The 21,007-nt window shown below is 38.6% G+C and carries 18 protein-coding genes; 3 read left to right on the top strand and 15 right to left on the bottom strand.

The window, feature by feature from the left end; translation table 11 throughout:
- Positions 1-73: 73 nt before the first annotated feature.
- Positions 74-2,938, bottom strand: a complete 2,865-nt coding sequence (locus tag BM086_RS08675; RefSeq protein ID WP_207650975.1) for a glycosyl hydrolase 115 family protein — start codon at positions 2,936-2,938, stop codon at positions 74-76.
- Positions 2,939-3,174: 236 nt separating this feature from the next.
- On the opposite strand from BM086_RS08675, the gene BM086_RS08680 reads away from it, so the two are divergent.
- Positions 3,175-4,038: an AraC family transcriptional regulator gene (locus tag BM086_RS08680; RefSeq protein ID WP_092325626.1), complete on the top strand. Its 864-nt coding sequence runs from the start codon at positions 3,175-3,177 to the stop codon at positions 4,036-4,038.
- A 2-nt stretch (positions 4,039-4,040) separates the two neighbouring features.
- On the opposite strand, the gene BM086_RS08685 is transcribed toward BM086_RS08680, so the two are convergent.
- Positions 4,041-6,008 (bottom strand): alpha-glucuronidase, encoded by a 1,968-nt coding sequence (locus BM086_RS08685; RefSeq protein ID WP_092325627.1) that lies wholly within the window; start codon positions 6,006-6,008, stop codon positions 4,041-4,043.
- Between the two features lie 360 nt (positions 6,009-6,368).
- On the opposite strand from BM086_RS08685, the gene BM086_RS08690 reads away from it, so the two are divergent.
- Both BM086_RS08690 and BM086_RS08695 read left to right on the top strand, forming a co-directional pair.
- Positions 6,369-7,256 (top strand): AraC family transcriptional regulator, encoded by an 888-nt coding sequence (locus tag BM086_RS08690; protein ID WP_092325628.1) that lies wholly within the window; start codon positions 6,369-6,371, stop codon positions 7,254-7,256.
- Positions 7,257-7,520: 264 nt separating this feature from the next.
- A complete protein-coding gene (locus BM086_RS08695; RefSeq protein WP_092325629.1) occupies positions 7,521-8,468 on the top strand; it encodes an ABC transporter ATP-binding protein in 948 nt (315 codons plus the stop codon).
- Between the two features lie 202 nt (positions 8,469-8,670).
- Here BM086_RS08695 and BM086_RS08700 read toward each other — a convergent pair whose 3' ends face one another.
- The 13 genes from BM086_RS08700 to BM086_RS08760 form a co-directional block, all read right to left on the bottom strand.
- Positions 8,671-9,969, bottom strand: a complete 1,299-nt coding sequence (locus tag BM086_RS08700) for a GHKL domain-containing protein (protein WP_092325630.1) — start codon at positions 9,967-9,969, stop codon at positions 8,671-8,673.
- Positions 9,970-9,972: 3 nt separating this feature from the next.
- Positions 9,973-10,689, bottom strand: coding sequence for a LytR/AlgR family response regulator transcription factor (locus BM086_RS08705; protein ID WP_175560174.1), 717 nt, complete (start codon positions 10,687-10,689; stop codon positions 9,973-9,975).
- 170 nt (positions 10,690-10,859) lie between these two features.
- A complete protein-coding gene (locus tag BM086_RS08710; protein ID WP_092325632.1) occupies positions 10,860-11,720 on the bottom strand; it encodes an ABC transporter permease in 861 nt (286 codons plus the stop codon).
- Positions 11,717-12,631 carry an ABC transporter ATP-binding protein gene (locus tag BM086_RS08715; protein WP_092325633.1) on the bottom strand — a complete coding sequence of 305 codons (915 nt, stop codon included), beginning with the start codon at positions 12,629-12,631 and terminating at the stop codon, positions 11,717-11,719. The genes BM086_RS08710 and BM086_RS08715 overlap by 4 nt, the downstream gene beginning before the upstream one ends.
- Positions 12,609-12,794, bottom strand: a complete 186-nt coding sequence (locus BM086_RS08720) for a hypothetical protein (RefSeq protein ID WP_092325634.1) — start codon at positions 12,792-12,794, stop codon at positions 12,609-12,611. Before BM086_RS08720 ends, BM086_RS08715 begins: the two co-directional genes overlap by 23 nt.
- Positions 12,795-12,806: 12 nt before the next feature.
- Positions 12,807-13,475: a hypothetical protein gene (locus BM086_RS08725; RefSeq protein ID WP_092325635.1), complete on the bottom strand. Its 669-nt coding sequence runs from the start codon at positions 13,473-13,475 to the stop codon at positions 12,807-12,809.
- A gap of 123 nt (positions 13,476-13,598) precedes the next feature.
- On the bottom strand, positions 13,599-14,552 hold the full coding sequence (locus BM086_RS08730; RefSeq protein WP_092325636.1) for an alpha/beta hydrolase: 954 nt from the start codon (positions 14,550-14,552) through the stop codon (positions 13,599-13,601).
- A gap of 205 nt (positions 14,553-14,757) precedes the next feature.
- Positions 14,758-16,872: an anaerobic carbon-monoxide dehydrogenase catalytic subunit gene (cooS, locus tag BM086_RS08735; RefSeq protein ID WP_092325637.1), complete on the bottom strand. Its 2,115-nt coding sequence runs from the start codon at positions 16,870-16,872 to the stop codon at positions 14,758-14,760.
- A gap of 104 nt (positions 16,873-16,976) precedes the next feature.
- Positions 16,977-17,750 (bottom strand): ABC transporter ATP-binding protein, encoded by a 774-nt coding sequence (locus tag BM086_RS08740; RefSeq protein WP_092325638.1) that lies wholly within the window; start codon positions 17,748-17,750, stop codon positions 16,977-16,979.
- Positions 17,750-18,511, bottom strand: a complete 762-nt coding sequence (locus tag BM086_RS08745) for an ABC transporter permease (RefSeq protein ID WP_092325639.1) — start codon at positions 18,509-18,511, stop codon at positions 17,750-17,752. Before BM086_RS08745 ends, BM086_RS08740 begins: the two co-directional genes overlap by 1 nt.
- A 30-nt stretch (positions 18,512-18,541) precedes the next feature.
- Positions 18,542-19,471 carry an ABC transporter substrate-binding protein gene (locus tag BM086_RS08750; RefSeq protein ID WP_092325640.1) on the bottom strand — a complete coding sequence of 310 codons (930 nt, stop codon included), beginning with the start codon at positions 19,469-19,471 and terminating at the stop codon, positions 18,542-18,544.
- Between the two features lie 266 nt (positions 19,472-19,737).
- Complete coding sequence (locus tag BM086_RS08755; protein ID WP_092325641.1) at positions 19,738-20,178, bottom strand: RrF2 family transcriptional regulator; 441 nt, start codon at positions 20,176-20,178, stop codon at positions 19,738-19,740.
- Between the two features lie 88 nt (positions 20,179-20,266).
- Entirely contained in the window at positions 20,267-21,007 is a 741-nt protein-coding gene (locus BM086_RS08760) for an amino acid ABC transporter ATP-binding protein (protein ID WP_092325642.1), read from the bottom strand.

Here is a 21,007-nt window from a genome sequence, read left to right on the forward strand (position 1 = left end):
TTCTTTGCCATCACAAGCCACATCAAAAATTACTTATGATAGTTTATCCACAAAGATACATCTCATTCATTTCTCAATAATAGAAACTCTCTTTCGGTCCCAGGTAAGATTCTGGTATTTCCGTATCATTTCTTCTTATAATTATTCTTTCAAGAACAATTGCCGGGCTCATCCCATAAAACTTAAGAACATTCACACCCTTGACGCAATGGATGGTTTCTTCTACTTTTTTTACGTTATCCTTACATTCCTCTTCCCACTGAGCACTTAAGAAAAAAGGTATTTCAGGCTGTTTTACTGTATTGACCACTTGTATATCTTCATTATTAATTGAATATCCGATATAATGCTTTCTCTCAAAAACTGTCGGCGTCGTAGGCGCCAGTTCAAAGCATACTCTGTAATCGTCATCAGCTTCAGCAATGAACCGGTATTCTGTAAATGGCCTTTCTTTTTCATCTACAAAATCTGCCGTCGCAGGAAACACTCTTATGGCGCTTCCACTTCTTCCATATGGTAAAAGAACTTTAAACTGCCCTTTAGGAGTATCTTTCTTGCCACTGAAATGCTCAGCCTCCATACAGATATATCCATCGTTTTCTGCAAACAAATACTCATTATCCACAGATTTTTTTACATTTTCAGTTTTTTGCGGTGAAGCCTCAACAGAGACTGTCACCTTGCTATATCCGATACATTCTACAGTAAATGTTCCTGTTATCTTTTCCTTCAAAAGAGCCTTATCTGCAACAAGTTTTATTCGCTCTGTTACCTTTACTTCGCCTTCAGTCTTGCTAAAAGACATCCATCTGCAATCAGTTGTGATCTTATACTCAAATGGTTTATCACTTCCATTTATAAGATCAAACTCGATGGAATCCACATCAGGTCTTAACATATCCTTCCAGGTCTGTTTCTTATCACACCACTCAAGGCCTGTCATGTAATTCTCATCATCTTTTCTTGAAACAAGCATTCTTGGACTGTTTGCGCCATAGACAAGATGCCTTAAAGGATATTTATTATCCTCGTCGTTCCAATTCACAAATCCAATATGCTCCGAACGACCAAACCCTTTGTAATAGCCATTATCAACTGTCTCATACTCATCAATAAGCGCTGCATCCTCTTTTACACAGGAATCTATCAAAGCCGCAAGCTCATTTGCTTCAATCCTGTTCTGCTTTGCGAATAGTTCATTTCTGCCTGCAAGGATCCACATCTTCATCAGATTCGCAGTTCCGCATGCCGGATAATATAAAAGAGATATAAACGCCGATAAATCTTTTTCTTCTATTTTCTTTTTCAAGCAGGCGGCATCCCTCAATATTTCTTCAGATGTATCTAAAACCTGCTGTGCTTCTCCGAAATGAAGCGGATGATATACATGAGCATTCATTATCTCATGACGTCTTTTTTCCAAAAGTCCTGTATAATCCCACATCATCCTGACAACTTTATTTCGCAGAGATTGTGTCATCATCGCGCCAAACTGTCTGTCAACCCACTGTTTGGTATATTCAAGTGTGATTCCGCAATCATCACCACCCCACTTATCAATGTCATAAGCAAGATCAAGAAAGAACGAAAGCCCAAATTCCTGAGTTCCAATATCACCAACGTTCGTAACCCAAATCTCTCGGACGCCAAACTCATACGCCTGTGTCATCTGCTCCCATACTCTTGGAAGATATGTGCCTCCAATCCATTGATAGGAGTACGGCCCTCCGTGCATATCCATGTGATAATACATCCCAAAACCGCCCTTATGGCTTCTAATCTCTTCGCCTGGAAGTGTCCTGGTGTATCCACAATTATTGTCACTAAGCATGAGAGTCACGCCCTCAAGCTCAGGATCATCCATAAGTCCCTTTGTCTTTTCATCTCCGTAAAAGAACTCTTCCACTTCGGTAAAAAGAACTATCTGTCTCGGAACTTTATCCATATCTTCATCGATTATTTCTTTTATAAGTCCATTCTGAGTTTTAAGTACATCCCTAAGAAGATCTATATTCTCCTTAAGAGTAGAATCTTCCCCTAAAATCCTCGAATCTCTTTCACCTCTCATTCCGAGAGTTATCACATTTTCAAACTGTTTATTTCTTACAAGGCCGTCCCGCCAAAATCTGGTTACGCCTTCTTTGTTAGCTCTAAAGTCCCAGGCATCACCATAGATTGAATCTTTACCTCTTAGCAGACCGTATTCCTCTCCTGCTCTCATGCACGGCTCATGGTGAGAAGTGCTCATCACAACTCCGTATTCATCTGCGAGTCTTGCGCTTTCAAGTCCTGGACCATCCATGCTGAAGTTGGATCTCCACATAGCAGGCCAGAGGTAATTTCCTTTTAGCCTAAGCAGCAATTCAAAAATCCGCTCATAGCACCTGGCATTTATTCCGCCAAAGTGCTCCGTTGCCCAATTTCCAAAAGCGGGCCACTCATCGTTTATAAAAAATCCTCTATATTTTACTGAAGGTTCTTTGCTTACAAAATTGACTTCATCTGTCAAAGTTACATTTTTTCTTTTTCTGGGAAAAACATGATTCCAGTTAACAAGGGGAGATACCCCAAGAAGTTCTGAAAGGTGGAACAACCCGTAGATTGTTCCCCTCTTATCGCTTCCGGCAATAACCAGGGCATGGTCTACTCCATCCATCGGATCATCAATCACCTGAAAGCTATAACTCTCCCACTTACCTCGAATATCAGATAGCTTCACTAATCCTCGCTCATCCAAGTCCTCAAGAAAATCGCTCTTGTCCACCGTCCCAAACACAACCAGATTTTTGCATTTGCTTCCTTTGGAATACTCCCCTGCTCGAAATCCGGTTACCAAAAAAATATCTTCTCTAACAAGCTCCGCTATCTTATTTACTCCGGGAAAGGCTTTGGCTTCATAGGTAAACATTATCCTGTTGTCAAAGCAAACTTTTGCCACTTGAACCCCCAATGTAATCATTCATGTCAGACTTCCCCAAGTCTTCCCTGACATGAATGATTACCAATACATTTTTCCTAACCCCATATAAATCATATAATCTAGGATTTATATAGAAATACACAAAAAGATAGATAATTTTTGCATTTTCCGATATAATATTGCACAAAGGTATATGAGTTTGTGAAATTTTATTTATAGACATTGCACAGTGAGGGGATTGCGATTAAATAAGTATGAGAAAAGCGCTGGATTGTCCGTATAGTCTTATCGACAGGGATATAATATGTGAGCACAAAACTGCGAGGGTTACGCCTTCGGATATCAAAACAGTTCATAACCATGACGGATATGAGATTGTATTCTTTTTGAGGGGAGACGTTAATATTATGATTGAGCCTGATATGGTCAAGATGAAGCGGGGTGACATGTTTTTTATAAGTCCGCTGGTTTTTCATGGGCTTGATCTGGAAGATATAAACGGATACGAACGTGTCGTTATCAATATTCAATACGAAACGTTAAAAGAACTTGGTGATGAAGAAACCGACTTTTCTACTCTTTTTAGAAGCGATGTTTCTCCAAATATGAATCATCTTAGAATCCCGGAGGAAGGGCTTTCCGAATTTGTTCAAATTGCCGAAAAACTCCAGGAATGCATAGAAAGCACAGAATTTGGACATGCCGTTTTGTCCAAAGCTCTTTTAGTGGAATTTCTACTTCTTTCCTGTAAATATTCCGCGCTTGTAACTCAGCAAAAGAAAAACAGCCTTATGCCTCAGGTTGTCTCTACCATATTTGATTACATCGACTCTCACATTTCAGAAGACATTACAATTAACACAATGGCTTCAGACCTGCATTACAGCAGTGACCATCTAAGCCGTGTATTTAGCGAAGCCACCGGCGATTCGCTCAAGCATTACATTAATGCCAAAAAAATAGTTCTGGCGCAAAAACTATTACTCCAGAACTATTCTCCTTATGATGTATGTTTTATGGCAGGTTACAATAATTATTCAAGTTTTTCCCGACGCTTCTCCAAACAGATTGGGATGTCTCCCAAGCAGTATCAGCTCGCAAACGTCCTGCCAAAGTAAAATCAATAAATCGGCCTGTGCTGCTGGTCTTCAATTCCACTCTTTCTATAGAAGTAAGAGTTCACCTGATCGCACCACTCACGGGCATTTGCAACCTGCATCTCAAATCTGTGAGATACACAGTTGTATGTATTCTGCGGAACTTTTCCTTCAAAACTCTTCCATGAAGCTGCAAGTTCTTTTGCCTCATCATAGCCCTCAAAATGGCTGTCATAAATATACTGGATAAGTGTCTGTCCGCTCTTAAGTTTCCAATCATAATTAATATGATGGAAGAAAAGAAGGAGATTCTCAGGGCAAGTCTTGGGATCATTGTACATCACTGCATTCTTCTCATAATACTGCTGCGCATATCCGGTTCCCTTATCTGTTCTGTCAACTCCAAGTCCAAGGTGATCTGCTCTGTGATATGTCCCCCATCTTGAATACTCATATCCGTCAACGCTTGGTCCATAGTGGTCAGCAGGAGTAACCATCCAGCCAATTCCAAGAGGACTTGTATACTTTTCATAGATTTCTCTTGATCTAAGAAGCATATCTACAAGCTTGTCCTCAAGTTCTTTTTCCAGGTTAAAGGTAAGTCTTACCCATTCCCTTGCAATCTCCTCAGATGAAAGTTCTGTATCAAAGGCAAGTCTTCCAAATCCATAAAGATTTGCTGCTGCAAGGTCATTTCCTGTCCAGTTAAAGTCATTACCTGTGTTGATAACTGCTGCCATACCGGCAAGCTTATTGCCAAAAGCTCTTCCGCTCACAACATCAGCAACAGTGTCATTCTCAACCTGGCAATAGGTCTTGAATCCAAGGATTTCCTTGAACATAGGCATTAGATAGCAAAGATCGATCTGATGTCCTGTGTATTCCTGTGCAATCTGAACCTCAAGCATCTGATTAGTCCTGGTAAGTCCTCCAAGAAGAGGTGAAATCGGCTCTCTTATCTGGAAGTCCATAGGACCGTTCTTGATCTGGAGGATTACATTATCATGATACTGTCCGTCAAGATCTTTGAAATAATCATAACCGGCTCTTGCTCTGTCAGTCTTGGTATCGCGCCAGTCCTGAGTGCAGTTGTAAACAAAGCATCTCCAGATGATAATTCCGCCATAAGGAGCTATAACATCTCCAAGCATATTTGCGCCATCTGCCTGAGTTCTGCCATAGGTAAATGGTCCAGGTCTTCCCTCAGAGTCTGCCTTTACAAGGAATCCGCCAAGGTTTGGAAGTCTGTCGTAAACTTCTTTTATCTTGCCCTCCCACCAGGTTATTACTGCCTTATCAAGCGGGTCACACACTGCAAGTCCGCCAAGTTCAATAGGCGAAGCAAAGTTAAGTGAAAGGTAAAGCTTAATTCCATAGTCAGCAAAAATATCAGAAAGCTCAGATAATTTGTCAAAGTATCTATCTGTGATAAGGTCTGTCGCTGCGCCTCTCACATTTACATTATTGATAACTACGCCGTTTATTCCAACACTTGCCATAAATCTTGCATAGTCAACTGTTCTTTCATTGATTATTATCTCTTCACCGGTGAAAAAGAATGATCTGCCCGAATAGCCACGCTCAATGCTGCCATCCATGTTATCCCAGTGGTTCATCATTCGAAGAGGGTTTGAAGGAGCTTTTTTAACATTAAGCTCTGCTAAATTCTCACCCATTATCACACTTCTGATGATATGAAATGCACCGTAAAGGGCACCGTTTTCATCCGAAGCTTCTACCAAAAGACTTTCTTTCCCCTCAAAAGTGCCTTCGCTCTTTACAAGATATTCCTCTTTTGATAAAGATGCGTTTTTCTTAACGTCTACCTTTATATTCCTATCTGCAAGCGCTCTCTTAAGCTCTTTTCCCAAAGTCTTAATAACACGATTATCAGAATCAAAATCTGAAATTTCTACAACACACTTACTATTATCAATATTGTTATCAAGGATTTTGTTAAGCCACAATCCTGACCACTTTCTTTCCTCCATGATCAATTCCTTTCCGCATATTTTCTATTTTATGTTAGAATGGTTCTATCGTTACTGTGAGCAAAAAAGAATGTCGCAAGTGAGATTCTCACACCTAATGCGGTTGCATCTATGCAACATATTCCTAACTCATAATAATAACTGGGGAAGAGATTATTACCTTTTATAATAAAGTAAACGATACTAATCCTTAAAAAGCATATTATATTATAAAAAAATAGTCTAACCAATTTATGACATATTCTTATTATTTGATGTTGGTTTTGAACAATGTATATGAATCCCCCAAGTAAACAATCGGGTTAATTATGTACATGTCCGAGCATAACATCTTAACTTTCTCAAAGGAATTTTTACATTATGATTGATGATATTAACGCCAATTCAAGAGAACATATTTTTTATGATACATTAAAGGGAGTGCTGCTCTACCACAATGCCCTTGCAAATTATCCGCTGCACTGGCACAACGAGGTAGAACTTATACTTATCCTGTCCGGTTCACTTAAAGTAAAATTTCATAATGACGCTTCTTCAGTAATAGACTGTATTCCCGGTGACATAATCATGATTGCTCCGGGCACACTACATGAATACATTACAGAATCCGTGGGCGGAGAAAAACTTATACTTCTTTTTGATATTGCAGGCTACTCACAGGTTTCATCACTTGTACCGCTGCTTAAAACTCTGCCTCCTTATACTCACATTCGTCAGAGCGAATATCCTGTTGAGAGCGCAAGACTTCAGAATTACTTCTGGGAAATCGACAGGCTTTATGGTCAGCAGGATGAATTCCTTCAGATATCTGTTTACTCACTGGTTTCGCTTATTCTTGCCCAGATTGGAAGCATGCACCTTAATGTCATTCCGGCTGAAGCAGAGTCTGCCGACTCACAGCGCAAAAATATAGATAAACTTGTGGAAGTCACAAACTACATCGACTCCCACCGCTCAGACGACCTAACAGTTGAACAGTTAGCTGATCTTGCAGGTTTCTCCAAGTTTCATTTTGAAAGACTCTTCAAATCTTACATGGGTATTTCCTGCTATCAGTACATCACAAAGCGCCGCGTACTAATGGCTCAGGAACTTCTGGGAGATACAGATCTGTCTGTAATGGACATTGCCCTCCAGTCAGGTTTCTTTAGCCTTTCAACCTTCAACCGCGTGTTCAAGGACATCAACAAATGCTCACCGACAGAATACAGAAAGCTGTACAGAACCGGCGCGGATTCGAAGGTGTGATGGAATAGATATTCATATATAATGCTTTTCATTTACTAAATCAGTAGTGAACTATATACTCTCGTCAACAATCAAAAAGTCTTCTATGATAATTCAGTTTTTGTCATAGAAGACTTTTTAATCGTTTTGAAAATAACAAGGGACAGAATTGTAAAATTAATTTTCCAATTCTGTCCCTTGTTGACGTTCAAAATTTTCATGATAATAAGAACATCAGAACACGGAGCTGCTTTAAAGCATAAAGTAAAAAAAGGAGTATGAGCTATGACACCGGTATTAAATGTTGAAAACATTTGCAAGAAATATGTTACTAAGAATGGGGTTGTATGTGCTAATGATAATATCAGCTTTAGCCTCGGGCAAAATGAGATACTGGCAGTTCTTGGACCAAATGGAGCGGGGAAAAGCACGTTGATAAAGCAGATCATCGGTTATGTTTCTCCGGATAGTGGAAAAATAGAGATCAATGGTGTAGAAACCGGTAGTAAGTCAAAAATGCTATCTGAAATTAGCTATATGATGCAAAGCAGATTTGAACATTGGGATCATCTGACTGTTTATGATGCAATTTATTATTCTGCCAGACTAAAGAAAATGAGCAAGGCGGACACTAAGCGCGAGATTGAATATCTTGCTGCGGAATTGGATTTGAAAAAAGAAATGAGAAAGCTGTTAAAAAACCTGAGCGGTGGAAAAAAACAGGCAGCTGCTCTTGCATGTGCAGTAGTTGCCAATCCGAAAATCCTTATTCTGGATGAACCTACAACAGGATTGGATCCGGAAAAGAAAGTGCTGTTTTGGAATTTTTTAAGAAAGATCCAGAAAGAAAAGGAAACTTCGATTTTGCTCATTACCCACAATGTGGCAGAAGTTGAGGAAATAGTAGACAGGGTAATTATTGTTTCCAGAGGAAAGATAATTGAAAAAGGAACTCCTGAAAGTCTTCATAAGCAGGTTCAGGATGAGATCAGAATAGAAATAACATTAAAAGAAAAAGTTGATGAGAAGGTAGTTGAAAATGTATTAGAGGGCTATTCCTACAAGTTATTAGAAAAAAAGATAATTGTATATATCAGAGAAGAGAATCTGGTATCAGGAATTTCAAAGATCTTCGATGATAAAGAACTAAAAGATTATATTGATGATTTCAGAGTAGTAAGACCATCACTTGAAGATGTGTACATAAAACTGATGGGTGAAAAAATAGCTTAATAAGATGGATATTAAAAGGTGGGGAAAAATATGAAGAGTATCAGGAGTTTTCTAAAGGAAATATGGATCTATTTGTGTATTGGAGTTAAGCAGCAAAAATGACTATGTAAAATAAAGTGTGTAAGTTAAGTAACCACTAACTTACGCACTTTATTTTACATAGTCCGGTAAGGTGATATCATCATCACTTTACCGCTTTTAATTATATAGGCAATATTACATCCGCAATAAACATATTGTCCTTTTTTTCAATTTTAATTCTTCCATGCTCTTTTTCTACAGTTCGCTTTATATTCCCAAGACCAATTCCATGATTTCTAATATCATTCTTAGATGTTGGGGTGTTTATTCCCAAAAATGTCGCATTTTCGCGCATAGTATTTTTGATGCTAATGCTAAAAAATTCTTCACCAGCCTTAAAGTCAATAAATAATTTCAAATTATTTGTTCCACTTTCTTTAAGTCGTTGCAATTCTTCTATAGCATTTTTTACAAGATTTGAATATATCGTACAGATGCTAACCTCATCAGCTTTTACATCTACAGGTATACTCCCTCTTACTTTAACATCGACAAAATCATAAACTACAGGAAGATAATAATTTGAAATTGCATCTATGACCGAATTTCCCGTAACATAGCGTTTGGCCCGTAGTGTTCCAAATTCTTCTTTAAGATTTCCAAGATACTCTTTGAGATCGTCAATACTATTGTCATTCAAAAGAGCATTCATTACCATCAGATGATTCGTCATATCATGCCGGTACTTCCTGGTTTCATCTTCTCTTTCCAGTAAAGATTGATAATACTCCTTTTGAGTAGAATGCAATATACGTTCTTCCTTTATCAATTCCTTCATTCGGGTATTCATATCCAAAACAACCCATATCTGACTTCCAAGAAAAGCAACACCGAGGTACGATAGTAAACCTATGATGTAATAACTTCTTTTGTCTGACAACTCACTTGTAATGATAGTAGCATTTAAGCATTGAAAAAAACCGCAAATAATAAATGAACTCTGTGCAAATGCATTATAAAAGATCTCGCTTTTATCCTTAAAAAGCTTATTAATGAAATACTTAATCAAAAATATGACCAGTAAAGTAAAAAAAGTGCACAAATCAGTGACTATTGTTTGTATTTCAAACTCAGCATCTGTAAGCACACCTAGTCTATCAATAATATTTCCATTCACACTATCAATTGAACTTATACAAAAAATCAGAATAATTGTTTGCCATATCTTACTCCGAATTGGCACATCCATGATCCATACAAATCCAATTATCACACTCACATAAAGCACCATATAAACATCTAGATCTGACCCCTTATCCAGTTTATAGATAATTACCGGGATAAGAAGCAAAATAGCTTCTATAATCGCCCATGAGCGTTTTAGTCTTATCGATATTTCTTTTTTACTAATAAAATATCCTGTAAAATATTTACACAATTCCAAAAACAGGATAGCTTCCAATTCAATCAGCCGAATCATGCATCAGCCTCCTAACCTGTAATTAAGGTCATACTCTGTATACTGACACATAAAATCTGTCTGACGCCTCTTCGATATTGGTAGCGTTTCATTTTTAATAGTAACACTATCTTTTTTATACGAATCAACATACTTAAGATTAACAAGATATTGTCTATGTATTCTACAAAACAAACGCTTATCCAGCGTTTCTTCCAACGCATCAAGCGATGTATCTTTTCTGTAAACACCCTTTCCGGCAATTATTTCTACATAACCATTGAATGCTCGAATATATTTGATATCTTTTTCTTTAACCTTATAGCAAACTCTGTTTAAAAACATCTCTACTGTATGTTCTCCAACAGACATGTCCAGAGAAGCACATAAAGCATCTCGTATTTCATCTCTATCATATGGTTTTGTTATAAAGCGAAGTGCATGAATTCGAAAACCATCTTTAAACCGATCTATACGAGATGTAGCCAAAATAATCTTACATGAAGGATTCAGCTCTCTTACTCTTTCTCCTGCCTCAATTCCATCCAATTCAGGCATTTCTATATCCAAAAAAAGAATACTTAAATCTTTAACTTCCTCTAGCATTTTAAACGGAGATGTAAAAACTCTAATCTCCCAATGTATGCCATTTAATTCGCTTTTCAAAGAAGCAATCTGTTCCTGTAAAATAAGGGCGGACACTCGTTGATCATCACACACCCCTATAATAGTTTTTGACATGTAACTAAATTCCTCCAAATATAACCCAAATCCGTAATCAATATGTAACATTTTTTTACGTTTTTTTCAAGTTATTTGAAGATCAAAAATCTAAAAAGTAATAGCCCTTAATCTACAGTTTTTAATGCTGTTATGTATTTTTATTCAATTCCATATCCTTAACCTGTCATTTACTTTGTCTTTTTGAAAAATGTAATTCTAATAAGTGATAACAGATAAAACAAAACGGCTGAACCAATGATAAATGCCAAATGGATACCTGGTGTACATTTGGTATCACCGATTTTAATAATGATCCCCAATTCTTCACGAAATCCCTGAATAAACTCCGCCGGATAGTCTTTCATTCCTGTTTCAATAGCAGTTTCTGTCATAATCTGCCTAAGAAGTGCTGCAGAATGTGTACAAGGAAGAAATGACATTACCTTTTGAACTGTGTCAGGAAGATGGCCTATCGGAACATATGCCCCAACAAGGAAACCGATTGAAGCGCCAATCAAGATTGAACATCCTGAAAAAGCCTGGGATGATCTTAGAAATGTACAAACAAATCCAACAATAGAACTTGAAGATAAAACTGTCAGTAAGATAACTCCGATTACCTTAAGTGCCTGCTCAGTAGTAAGCAATTCTCCTTCATTTGCAACAATATATATCTCTGCAAGTGCAAATGTCACAAGTGTCATGATTACGCCAATTGCGATTGAGTTAAGCATATAAGCACCAATAATCTTAGATTTCTTAACTGGAGATGTATAGAAATCCCTATAGTTTTTGTTTGATTCATCATTTACCATTACACCATAGGCTCCCATACCTGTTGTCATAGTAGCTGCAGCAATCAGTCCTCCCATCACCCAGCTATTCATGATGAACGCTCCATTTATATCCATCTGAATTGAATCAGTCATTGTGTCACCAAGGAAAAGTGCATAGAGTACAATTATAAGCAGAGCCCCAAACAGAGAGAAAAACACTGCTGTCTTGTCTCGAAAATAAATACTCAGATTTCTTTTTAACATTCCTCTCATTCTCTTATCTCCTTACCTGTAACATTTAAAAACACATCATCCATAGTTCCGTGAAGTACCTCAAAGCTATCAAGGACATCATTAACTTTATTAAGTATCGGGATAGCATCCTTTGTATTTTTTAACTTGACGTAATACGCCTGACCGTTTTTCTCGTAATCTGCTGAAGAGTCTTCAAGAAGTTTTTCCATACCTTCATCATCATTTGCAGATATCTTTAATACTTCCGCACTATATTTCTCTTTTAACTCCAAAGGTGTTCCCTGAACCGCAATCTTTCCACCATCAATGATAACTACTTCATCAGCATCTTTAGACTCTTCCATATAGTGTGTAGTAAGGAAGATCGTCATATCTTTTTCCTTCTGGAGTTTTAAGACAGTTTCCCATACATTCTTTCTTGTCTGAGGATCAAGTCCTGTCGTTGGCTCATCCAAAAAAAGAATTTTGGGAGTATTAAGAAGCGCTCTTGCAATATCCGCTCTTCTTCTCTGTCCTCCGGAAAGCTTACCGTAAGGTCTGTCTATAAAATCAACAATATCTGCTGCCTGCGCAGCTTTCTCAATAGCTTCATTTATCTCTGCCTTATCTGAGTAATAAAACCCTGCTCTTACTCTTAAATTCTCTCTAACAGTAAGTATTGGATCCAGAAGACTGTCCTGAAATACAACCCCTATACTGTCACGAATTTTCTCCGGCTTTTTGTTCAGATCATAACCATTGATAGTTACTTCTCCTTCACTCGGAGATAACAAAGTACATAGCATATTAATGGTAGTTGATTTCCCTGCTCCGTTTGGTCCTAAGAACGCAAACAGTTGACCTTTTTTCACAGAGAAATCGATTCCTTTTACCGCCTGAAAATCTCCATATTTTTTCTTTAGTCCCTTAACCGATATGATATCGCTCATCCTCAAAGCTCCTTTCTTCTTTTAAATCCGCTCCCGCTGCCAAAATCACTGCCTGTGCGCCTTCTGGCTCAAACCTATTAACAAGCCTTTGTACATCTGATGCATTTGATTCGTCTTTACCGCCTTTGATATATTTGTAAATTGCATCTGTTATGCTTTCCAAAACGAGTCCTTATCAACTTACATAATTACTATCAAATAGGCATTGAAAATCTTTTGCTTCCAAGTACCTATTCTTTTGCCAATATTGCTTGATCTCATTGGTATCTTCTAATTTACCTATTATCTTTTGATTGATTTCAAAATTGGCTTTCTGCGCTTCCGATACCTTAAAGACGCCTTTATCACATTTTTCTTTTATTCTATCCGCTATTTGTCTGATTTGTTCTTCCAAATCCTTATTGGTATCTATCCCATCTCTTAAAACAATTTTTCCTATGACGCCACTTCCCCAGGATGATAGCAATTTCCCCAAATAGTTAGAAGTAATCAACAATTTCTTTTCGTTACATACAGTAACCAGAATTCCTAACTTTCCAACCATAGGCATCGTATAACACCAAATTGAAACTTTTTGAAAAAAGGCATTCAAATTTTCATCTATATCACTGCCCTTTTCTTCTGTAATAAACAGTATGATCGATGATTCTTTTAAAGTATCATCTAATTCGTCGTTTTTGCCATCGCACGCGGCTTCTATATCCTTTTGTGAAAAAACCTTATGCCCCCCAATTATTTGTTCATTTGTAAACTCATTTACAAATTCATCCAATACCTCAGCAAAAACACTCTGATACTTACTAGTTTCCCCCATGCATACAAACATTTTTTGGTTCTTATCCATTTTTACCTCACAAAAAAGAATATTACCATTTAACAGTACATTATGGTTTGAATAAAATTCATCAATAACTCCATTAATGACTTCTAAACTTTTTAAATGGATAGCATGATAAACACCAAAGAATTAAAGATTATCCAAAAACTGTTCTACGCCTTCCATGTAACCTTTTGCATCATCAATAACGCCTTCTACATGTGCGCTGTCTACATGCATGATTTCTTTTTTCTCACTTCCAACATTTTCATAAACCTGCTCAACATACTTGGGTGGGCAGACTTCATCTTTATCAGAAACAATGATCATGGTTGGAAGCTGATCTTTTGCAACCAGCTTTATAGTGTCACCGTCATCATACTTTATCTTTTTTACTAAGCCCATATATGCCTTACTTGTATCAATAAGATAGTTTGTAAACGCTGAATGAGCGCCTTCTTCTCCATCTCCAAACATAAGTCTTAGTAAGAGTTCCATTCCCGGAACAGGGCTATCACATATTACTGCATCTGCTGCCTGAACAGTTCCCGGTGTTACACTGGATGCATAAAGAGCTACTGTCTGGCCTCCCATTGACTGGCCATGAACATAAACTTTATCTTTGCCCAGGTCCTGCCTTGCATATTCAACCATAGCCTTAACATCACGCAATTCATGAATTCCAAAAGTGACCTTTTCATCAGGATTTGCTCCATGTCCTCTTTGATCATAGATGATCACATCATAACCATCATCAAGATACTGCTCCGCCAGAGGAACCATACAAACCCTGTCTCCTCCTGCGCCATGAACTAAAACAACACATTTATCGCTTCCATTTTCAAAATAAGTTCCGGGAGCCTCGTTTCCATCCTCAGCAGTAGCAACAAAGTCTTTTCCCTTATACTTTGAATAGAATGAATCAACATCATATTCCCAGGTTTCAAGCTGTTTCAAACTGGCAGCCACAGTATCTTTTTCCCTATTCTGATATAATATCTGATCCGTGACAAATGCGCCCATTGCAACAGAACCAATTATTGCGATTCCGGCTACAACACCTAATATAATCCCCGTAACCTTAAATAGCTTATTCTTTTTCATAATAATCAATACCTCTTTTCATAACATTAGCCTTTGCGCTTTATTCTCGATATTATCGCTAATATCAACGATACCGTATAACAAAAAGTATACTTAAAAAGAAGATACAATTCGCCCCAAAGTCCTTAAACGCTTCTTTAAATCCTTTAACGCAAAACTACCGCAAGACAGTTTTTCTGTCTTGCGGTAGTTTTTTACTTGATTATTATTCCCAGCCTAATGCCTTGCGCTTAGCTTTCATATCTTCCACGATGAGATTTCCAAGCGCTACCGGGTCTGTATTAACATTCATTGTTGAGCCAAGGAGTTCTTTAGTTCCATATTTCAAAAACTCAATAACATTTTTTGAGCCATAAATCTGAGCCTCTACGCAGTGATAGGAACTGATTCCGTTAAGTCTAAAGCCAAGGGCTGCATCTATGCCTTTTTCGTTGCCCCACTCGGGAGAAGCAAAGGCAAATGGAAGCTCATATAGATTTTTTCCAAGGACGCCTGCTACACCGGCAAATATTCCTGTTGAGCGGGTGTTATCAATACACTCACCAACATGCCATACCGGTGGAAGATCCGGCTCTAAGAATTCGCGCAGAGATTCGCCTGCTTTTTCTTTTCCCGAAATTGCGCAGTAACCCAGTTTCATAAGAGGGAAGGATGCGCAGCCATTTGTGATGATAAGAACATTGTTCTTAAGAAGTACATCTGCAACATCTATAATGCACTTTTCATAGAGAACCTTTGGATTGTTGCAGCCAACCATGTTTACAATGCCAAGTATCTGGCCTGATTTTATGGCTTCTGCCAAAGGTTTCATGCTTCCAAATCTCTTGTGGATATACTCAACAGAAAATCCAACTTCTGCCTCAACCTCATATGGAGGAATGTAAACAGGGATTCCTTTCCTGTTTTCAAAGCTTTCAATCGCACGGCGGACTATCTTTTCTGCAAGTTCCTGAGTTTGGCTTAAGTTGCTGTGATGATGGTCATATTCATAGCGCTCCGCGCCGGGAAGGCGAGCTGATTCACTGGTGGTAACAACCACAGTCTTAAAGCAATGCGCAACATCCATAATTGAAGGAAAAACATCCTGCACATCAGCAACCCACAGATCCAGTGCGCCTGTTCCAAGAACAAGTTCTGCTGATACCGCATTTGAAAGAGGAATAACACCACTATCACGATACATGGCAGAAAGTCCCGAACAGCAAATACCATAAAATCTGATTCCCTTTGCACCTTTCTCTTTTGCCAGGGAAATAAGGTCTTCTCTCTTACCTGCTGCCACAATCTGACTGACAAGAAGTGGAAGATGTCCATGAACAGCTATATTAACATAGCCTTTTTCAAGTGCACCGATATTTACCTTTGACGTAACTCTGTCACCAACTCCAAATAAAGCATCAGTAGCAAGGCTTGCTCCTACAACTCCTGAGAAAGTAAACGCTAGTCCGCAGCGCAAGAACTGCTGCATTATGCTTTTCCAGTCGCCATCTGTTGCGCAGCCACTCTTGTGATATGCTTCAAAAACCTCATGATAAGCACTGATTGGAAGGATATCCAACTCTTCCCAGGTCTTTTGTCTTTCCGGGAGTGCACAGGCCTTGATTGTCTTATACTCACCAGGAACAGTTCTTGATAAATCCTCAAGAAGTACATCAGCAAGATCTTTAGCGACATTCTTAAGCTGTCGATTTTTCTCTTTTATCCCAAAAGCCTGCGCAGTGCTTCTTATTTTTTGCTCACCTAAAATTGGTATATCAAGCTCTCCCTCTGCAACTTTTTTAAGCGCAAGCATGACTTCTCTTGCATGCATTCCATGCTGTGAAGCTCCCGCAGCTGCTGAGCGAAGAAGATTTCTTGCAACAATCAAGTCTGCGTCTGCGCCGCATACACCCTTCGGTGCTTTCGCAGTAATACGGCAGGGTCCCATATTGCAGATCTTACAACAGGTTCCGCTAAGTCCAAAATTACACTGGGGCTTTTGAGCATCAAAACGGTCAAAAGTTGTGTCAATTCCAAGCTGTTCCATGCGAAGAAGCATCTCTCTGACTGCCGGATCAGGCGTTTGTTCTATCACATCCTGCTTTGAAGGAAATGTCTTTCTATATTCTGAAACAGCATTCATATAATCTTTGGTAAAATCTTCCGGACTGCTATCACCGCCGTGATCACTGGCTTTGAGCGTTACTGTCGGAATTCCATGCTCATCAAACCCAATAAGATTTCTGTGGGAATGGATATGCTCCAGCCCTTTGTGACCATGTGAATGACCATGTTCATGGTCATGCTCATGATCATCAATGTGATTGTGTGAGTGACTCATACTAACAATTCTCCCCTAAATTATTTTTATTTATTACAACTATAACGATGTCACAGATTGTTTCGCGCAATGCGCGTCACAATTCTATGTACATTTAGAAATCATCAAATTGTGTATTCAATAGTTTCCTCTATCTTCATATTCAGAAGGTCAAATATCTTATCTCTAACAAGCAAAAAATCTCCGCTTGTCCTGTCCCTGAAATGATGAAGCGGAACTGTAATAATTCCCTTTACTGTACCGGGATTAGGTGTCATCACAACAATCCTGTCTGCAAGATAAACTGCTTCTTCTATATCATGGGTAACAAATATGATCGTTTTCTTTTCATTCTTACAAATATCCAGAATGTCATCCTGAAGCTTCATTCTGGTAATTGCATCAAGCGCTCCAAATGGCTCATCCATGAAAATAATATCAGGTTCAACCGCAAGCGCTCTTGCAATTGCAACTCTCTGCTTCATTCCTCCTGAGAGCTGCCTTGGAAAACTATTGGCAAAGTTATCAAGCTTCACCATTTTCAAATATTTCACTGCCTGTTCTCTTCGCGCAGCCTTATCTTTAACCTTTGCTTCAAGTCCAAGCTCAACATTTTTAATAACAGTGCGCCATGGCAATAGTCCGTAGTTCTGGAAAATGGTAACGTTCTTGGTACTTGGCGCTGTAACCTCTTTTCCATCAATCTTGATACTGCCATGATTTGCAAGATCAAACCCTGCAATAGCATTTAAAAGAGTACTCTTCCCGCACCCTGATGGCCCCAAAAGGCAGATAAACTCACCCTTTTCAATATCAAGGTTTACATTTGCTAAGGATGTGAACTCCACGCCATTTTCACTGAATGTTTTTCCGGCATTTTCTATGTGAATATATGACATCAGTTTTCACCTCCCCAAGCTCTTAGAATTCTCTTTTCCAAAAGTCCGATCAAAAAATCAAGAAGCAGTCCAATAAAGCCAATCACAAAGATAGTAGCCAAAAGGATGTCTGCCCTAATATTGTTTCTCGCATCAATGATCTGGTATCCAAGTCCTGACTGAGCGCCCACCATCTCGCCAGCCACAAGGAATATCCACGCACTTCCAAGTGCCAGGTGTATTGCATTTGCAATCTGCGGAAATGCAGCAGGCAGTATCACTTTCCACATTAAAGCCGGCTGCTTTATTCCAAAATTATCAGACACTCTGAAATAAATATCATCGATTTTGTTCACTGCGGAAACGGTTGATAACAGAACCGGAAAAAAAGCTGAAATAAAAATGATAACTATCGCAGGAAGATTTCCAATTCCAAAAAGCAAAACCACAAAGGGCATCCATGCTGTAGGAGATATCGGTCTTAAAAGCTGCAAAGTTGGATTTACATAGTTAAAAACTTTAGGAAGACTCCCAAGAATCAATCCAAGAAATACCGCTATGATCACCGATAGCCCATATCCGATCACAAATCTGTACATACTGGCACCAATGGATGCGATCAGTGTTCCATCCTGTATCATTTCAACAAGCGCCTGCAAAGCCATAAATGGCGAAGGAAACAGCGCAGGGCTGTAGGTGCTTACAGTAAAGGCAAGCTGCCATATAGCTATCAGGATTAAGATTGATACGATCACATATCTAATTGATGCTAGTTTCTTCATGGTATTATTGTCCCTTTGTGGATATATTTTTTAAAAATCGTTTATTACAAAATCAGCATATGCCGGTGGATTATCGGATAATCCATAAGCCTTAACCTTCTTAGCCAACTCATTGTACTGCTCTTCAGTAATTGCAAGATCATCATAAGAAATCCATTTAAGAGAAATATCCAATACTTCTTCATCTTTCTGATTCAGATATTTCTTGGCAACAGCTTTGGTTGTCTCAGGATCAAGATTATTTCCTGCTGTTTTATACCCTTCTACAAAAGCCTTTGCGGTATCAGGATGATTCTCAATAAACTTATCTGTCAGTACAAGAGCGCAGCAAACTGAGTTTTCCCAAAGTTCTTCCGAAGTATAAAGAACTTTTCCTGCACCGATTGAAACTCCCATAGCGCCAAAAGGTTCAGCCACACAGTAACCATCAATCGTTCCTGCTGCAAGAGCAGATGGCATTTCTGTAGGAGCAAGCTCAACTACATTGATATCAGAGGTAGTAAGACCATTCCTTGAAAGGGCATCATTGACAAGAATGTTATGTGAGGACTGGCGATGAGGAATCGCAATTGTTCTTCCCTTTAAATCCGCCCCATCTTTAACATCATTTGAAACAACAATAACATTTCCATCCTTATGTCCAAGTGCAACTGCCTTGATTCCAACACCCTCAGCCTTCGACTTCATCGCAAGCTCAATAAGAACTGATGCTCCATCTACCTGTCCTGAATTAAGTGCATCTAAAAGCTCCGGCCATGAACCATACTTAACAAGTTCAATTCCTATCTGGTCATTTCCCTCAAATTCATCTGCTTCCTCTAATGCTGCAAGTGAATGGGTTATTGGAAGATACGCAATCTTCACTGTTTCTTTTGGCTCTTTTGCATTTGCACTTCCGCAGCCTGCAAGAGCAAGTGCTGTAACAATTAGTAACGATAGCAATAATAAATGTTTTTTCATAACTTCTATCCTCCGCATAGGTAAATAGGTTTTATATATATGATGTTACTAATGTTAGCATCCACCTACTGTTTTGAAAATATAATTGATTTTATAGTCTGCAATAAGGAAATTCTATGGAAAACGAAAATGAAGATAACTATTTGTTTTCATTATCGCGTTAATACTTTAACTCATTAAATCAGCATACTAAAAAAGTCTACTATACATTTCCTTATATAGCAAGACTTTTATTTGAACATTTATATACTTGTATCACATCTTCCTTAGATCACATACATATCCCAACCACTTGACATTCTTTCCCTGCAATGCTGCAAAAAATCTTCAAGCGTCATATTCGTTGCAAAATCAGACATGAATGAATTTATCTTTCCCCACAGGCAAAAATCCACAGCATCTCTAAGTGAACCGCTACTATCAGAGGATTCCATTTCTTCTAAAACAGTTGTATCCAGAGCATTTATCACATCCGCAACTGTTATTTCACTCTCTGACTTATTAAGCGTATACCCACCTGTCTTTCCCTTTTGAGCTTTGATGAGCCCTGCCTGACGAAGAAGCGGCAATATCAGTTCCAAATACTTTTTAGATATCCCCTGTCTTTGCGCAATTTCAAGCGTAGAGACGCTCTCACCTTTTTCTGAATTCATAGCTATATCCGCAAGTGCAATAACACCATACTCTACTCTTGTCGAAACCCTCATTTTATCCCCTTTCAAGCATCATTAGCAGCCTTCGTTCTCTGCCTTCCCCATTGTCCACAGGCTAAAAACCCTGGAACAATCTTGGCATTTAATCTCCATAAGTAAACGTCTGCAAGAATTTCTTTAGTCTCTCCGTCTTGGGATTTTCAAAGAACTCCTTTGGCGCCCCCTCTTCAACAATCTTCCCGCCATCTATAAATATCATTCTGTCAGAGACCGCGCGGGCAAACTGCATTTCATGGGTTACTATGAGCATTGTTCTTCCTTCCTTTGCAAGAGAAAGAACCACATCCAACACCTCTTTTACCATCTCAGGGTCAAGAGCCGCTGTAATCTCATCAAGAAGCAAAATCTCAGGATGCATTATAAGAGCCCTGACTATGGCAACTCTCTGCTTCTGACCTCCCGACAGCTGCCTCGGATAATTATCCTTCTTAGACAAAAGACCTACTCTTTCAAGAAGCTCTAATGCTTCTTTTTGTACTTCCTTTTTGTCACGCTTTTTTACCTTGGTCGGCGCAAGCATAAGATTTTGCAGAACAGTAAGATGCGGAAAAAGATCATAACTTTGAAAAACCATCCCTATCTTTTCACGTATTTTACTAAGATCCTTATTTCCTGAATTAACAACCTCGCCATCAAGCAAAATTTCTCCATCCTGTATATCCTCAAGAGCATTTAGGCAGCGTAAAAAAGTACTTTTTCCACAGCCTGACGGGCCAACTATAACAACCACTTCTCCTTTTTTTACGGAAAGATTCAAGTCCTGAAAAACTGTTATGTCCTCATATCTTTTGCTTATATTCTTTACAGTTAAGATTTCTTCCAT

It is taken from the genome of Butyrivibrio sp. YAB3001, from assembly GCF_900112195.1.
In the GTDB taxonomy this organism is placed as follows: domain Bacteria; phylum Bacillota; class Clostridia; order Lachnospirales; family Lachnospiraceae; genus Butyrivibrio.

Excerpts from the sequence above, each read along its gene's own strand:
- cooS (WP_092325637.1), bottom strand. The coding sequence starts at position 16,872 with ATGAGTCACTCACACAATCACATTGATGATCATGAGCATGACCATGAA.
- BM086_RS08700 (WP_092325630.1), bottom strand. The coding sequence starts at position 9,969 with ATGATTCGGCTGATTGAATTGGAAGCTATCCTGTTTTTGGAATTGTGT.
- BM086_RS08715 (WP_092325633.1), bottom strand. The coding sequence starts at position 12,631 with ATGAGCGATATCATATCGGTTAAGGGACTAAAGAAAAAATATGGAGAT.
- BM086_RS08730 (WP_092325636.1), bottom strand. The coding sequence starts at position 14,552 with ATGAAAAAGAATAAGCTATTTAAGGTTACGGGGATTATATTAGGTGTT.
- BM086_RS08760 (WP_092325642.1), bottom strand. The coding sequence starts at position 21,007 with ATGGAAGAAATCTTAACTGTAAAGAATATAAGCAAAAGATATGAGGAC.
- BM086_RS08685 (WP_092325627.1), bottom strand. The coding sequence starts at position 6,008 with ATGGAGGAAAGAAAGTGGTCAGGATTGTGGCTTAACAAAATCCTTGAT.
- BM086_RS08745 (WP_092325639.1), bottom strand. The coding sequence starts at position 18,511 with ATGAAGAAACTAGCATCAATTAGATATGTGATCGTATCAATCTTAATC.
- BM086_RS08690 (WP_092325628.1), top strand. The coding sequence starts at position 6,369 with ATGATTGATGATATTAACGCCAATTCAAGAGAACATATTTTTTATGAT.
- BM086_RS08680 (WP_092325626.1), top strand. The coding sequence starts at position 3,175 with ATGAGAAAAGCGCTGGATTGTCCGTATAGTCTTATCGACAGGGATATA.
- BM086_RS08725 (WP_092325635.1), bottom strand. The coding sequence starts at position 13,475 with ATGGATAAGAACCAAAAAATGTTTGTATGCATGGGGGAAACTAGTAAG.
- BM086_RS08710 (WP_092325632.1), bottom strand. The coding sequence starts at position 11,720 with ATGAGAGGAATGTTAAAAAGAAATCTGAGTATTTATTTTCGAGACAAG.
- BM086_RS08695 (WP_092325629.1), top strand. The coding sequence starts at position 7,521 with ATGACACCGGTATTAAATGTTGAAAACATTTGCAAGAAATATGTTACT.
- BM086_RS08750 (WP_092325640.1), bottom strand. The coding sequence starts at position 19,471 with ATGAAAAAACATTTATTATTGCTATCGTTACTAATTGTTACAGCACTT.
- BM086_RS08705 (WP_175560174.1), bottom strand. The coding sequence starts at position 10,689 with ATGTCAAAAACTATTATAGGGGTGTGTGATGATCAACGAGTGTCCGCC.
- BM086_RS08740 (WP_092325638.1), bottom strand. The coding sequence starts at position 17,750 with ATGTCATATATTCACATAGAAAATGCCGGAAAAACATTCAGTGAAAAT.
- BM086_RS08755 (WP_092325641.1), bottom strand. The coding sequence starts at position 20,178 with ATGAGGGTTTCGACAAGAGTAGAGTATGGTGTTATTGCACTTGCGGAT.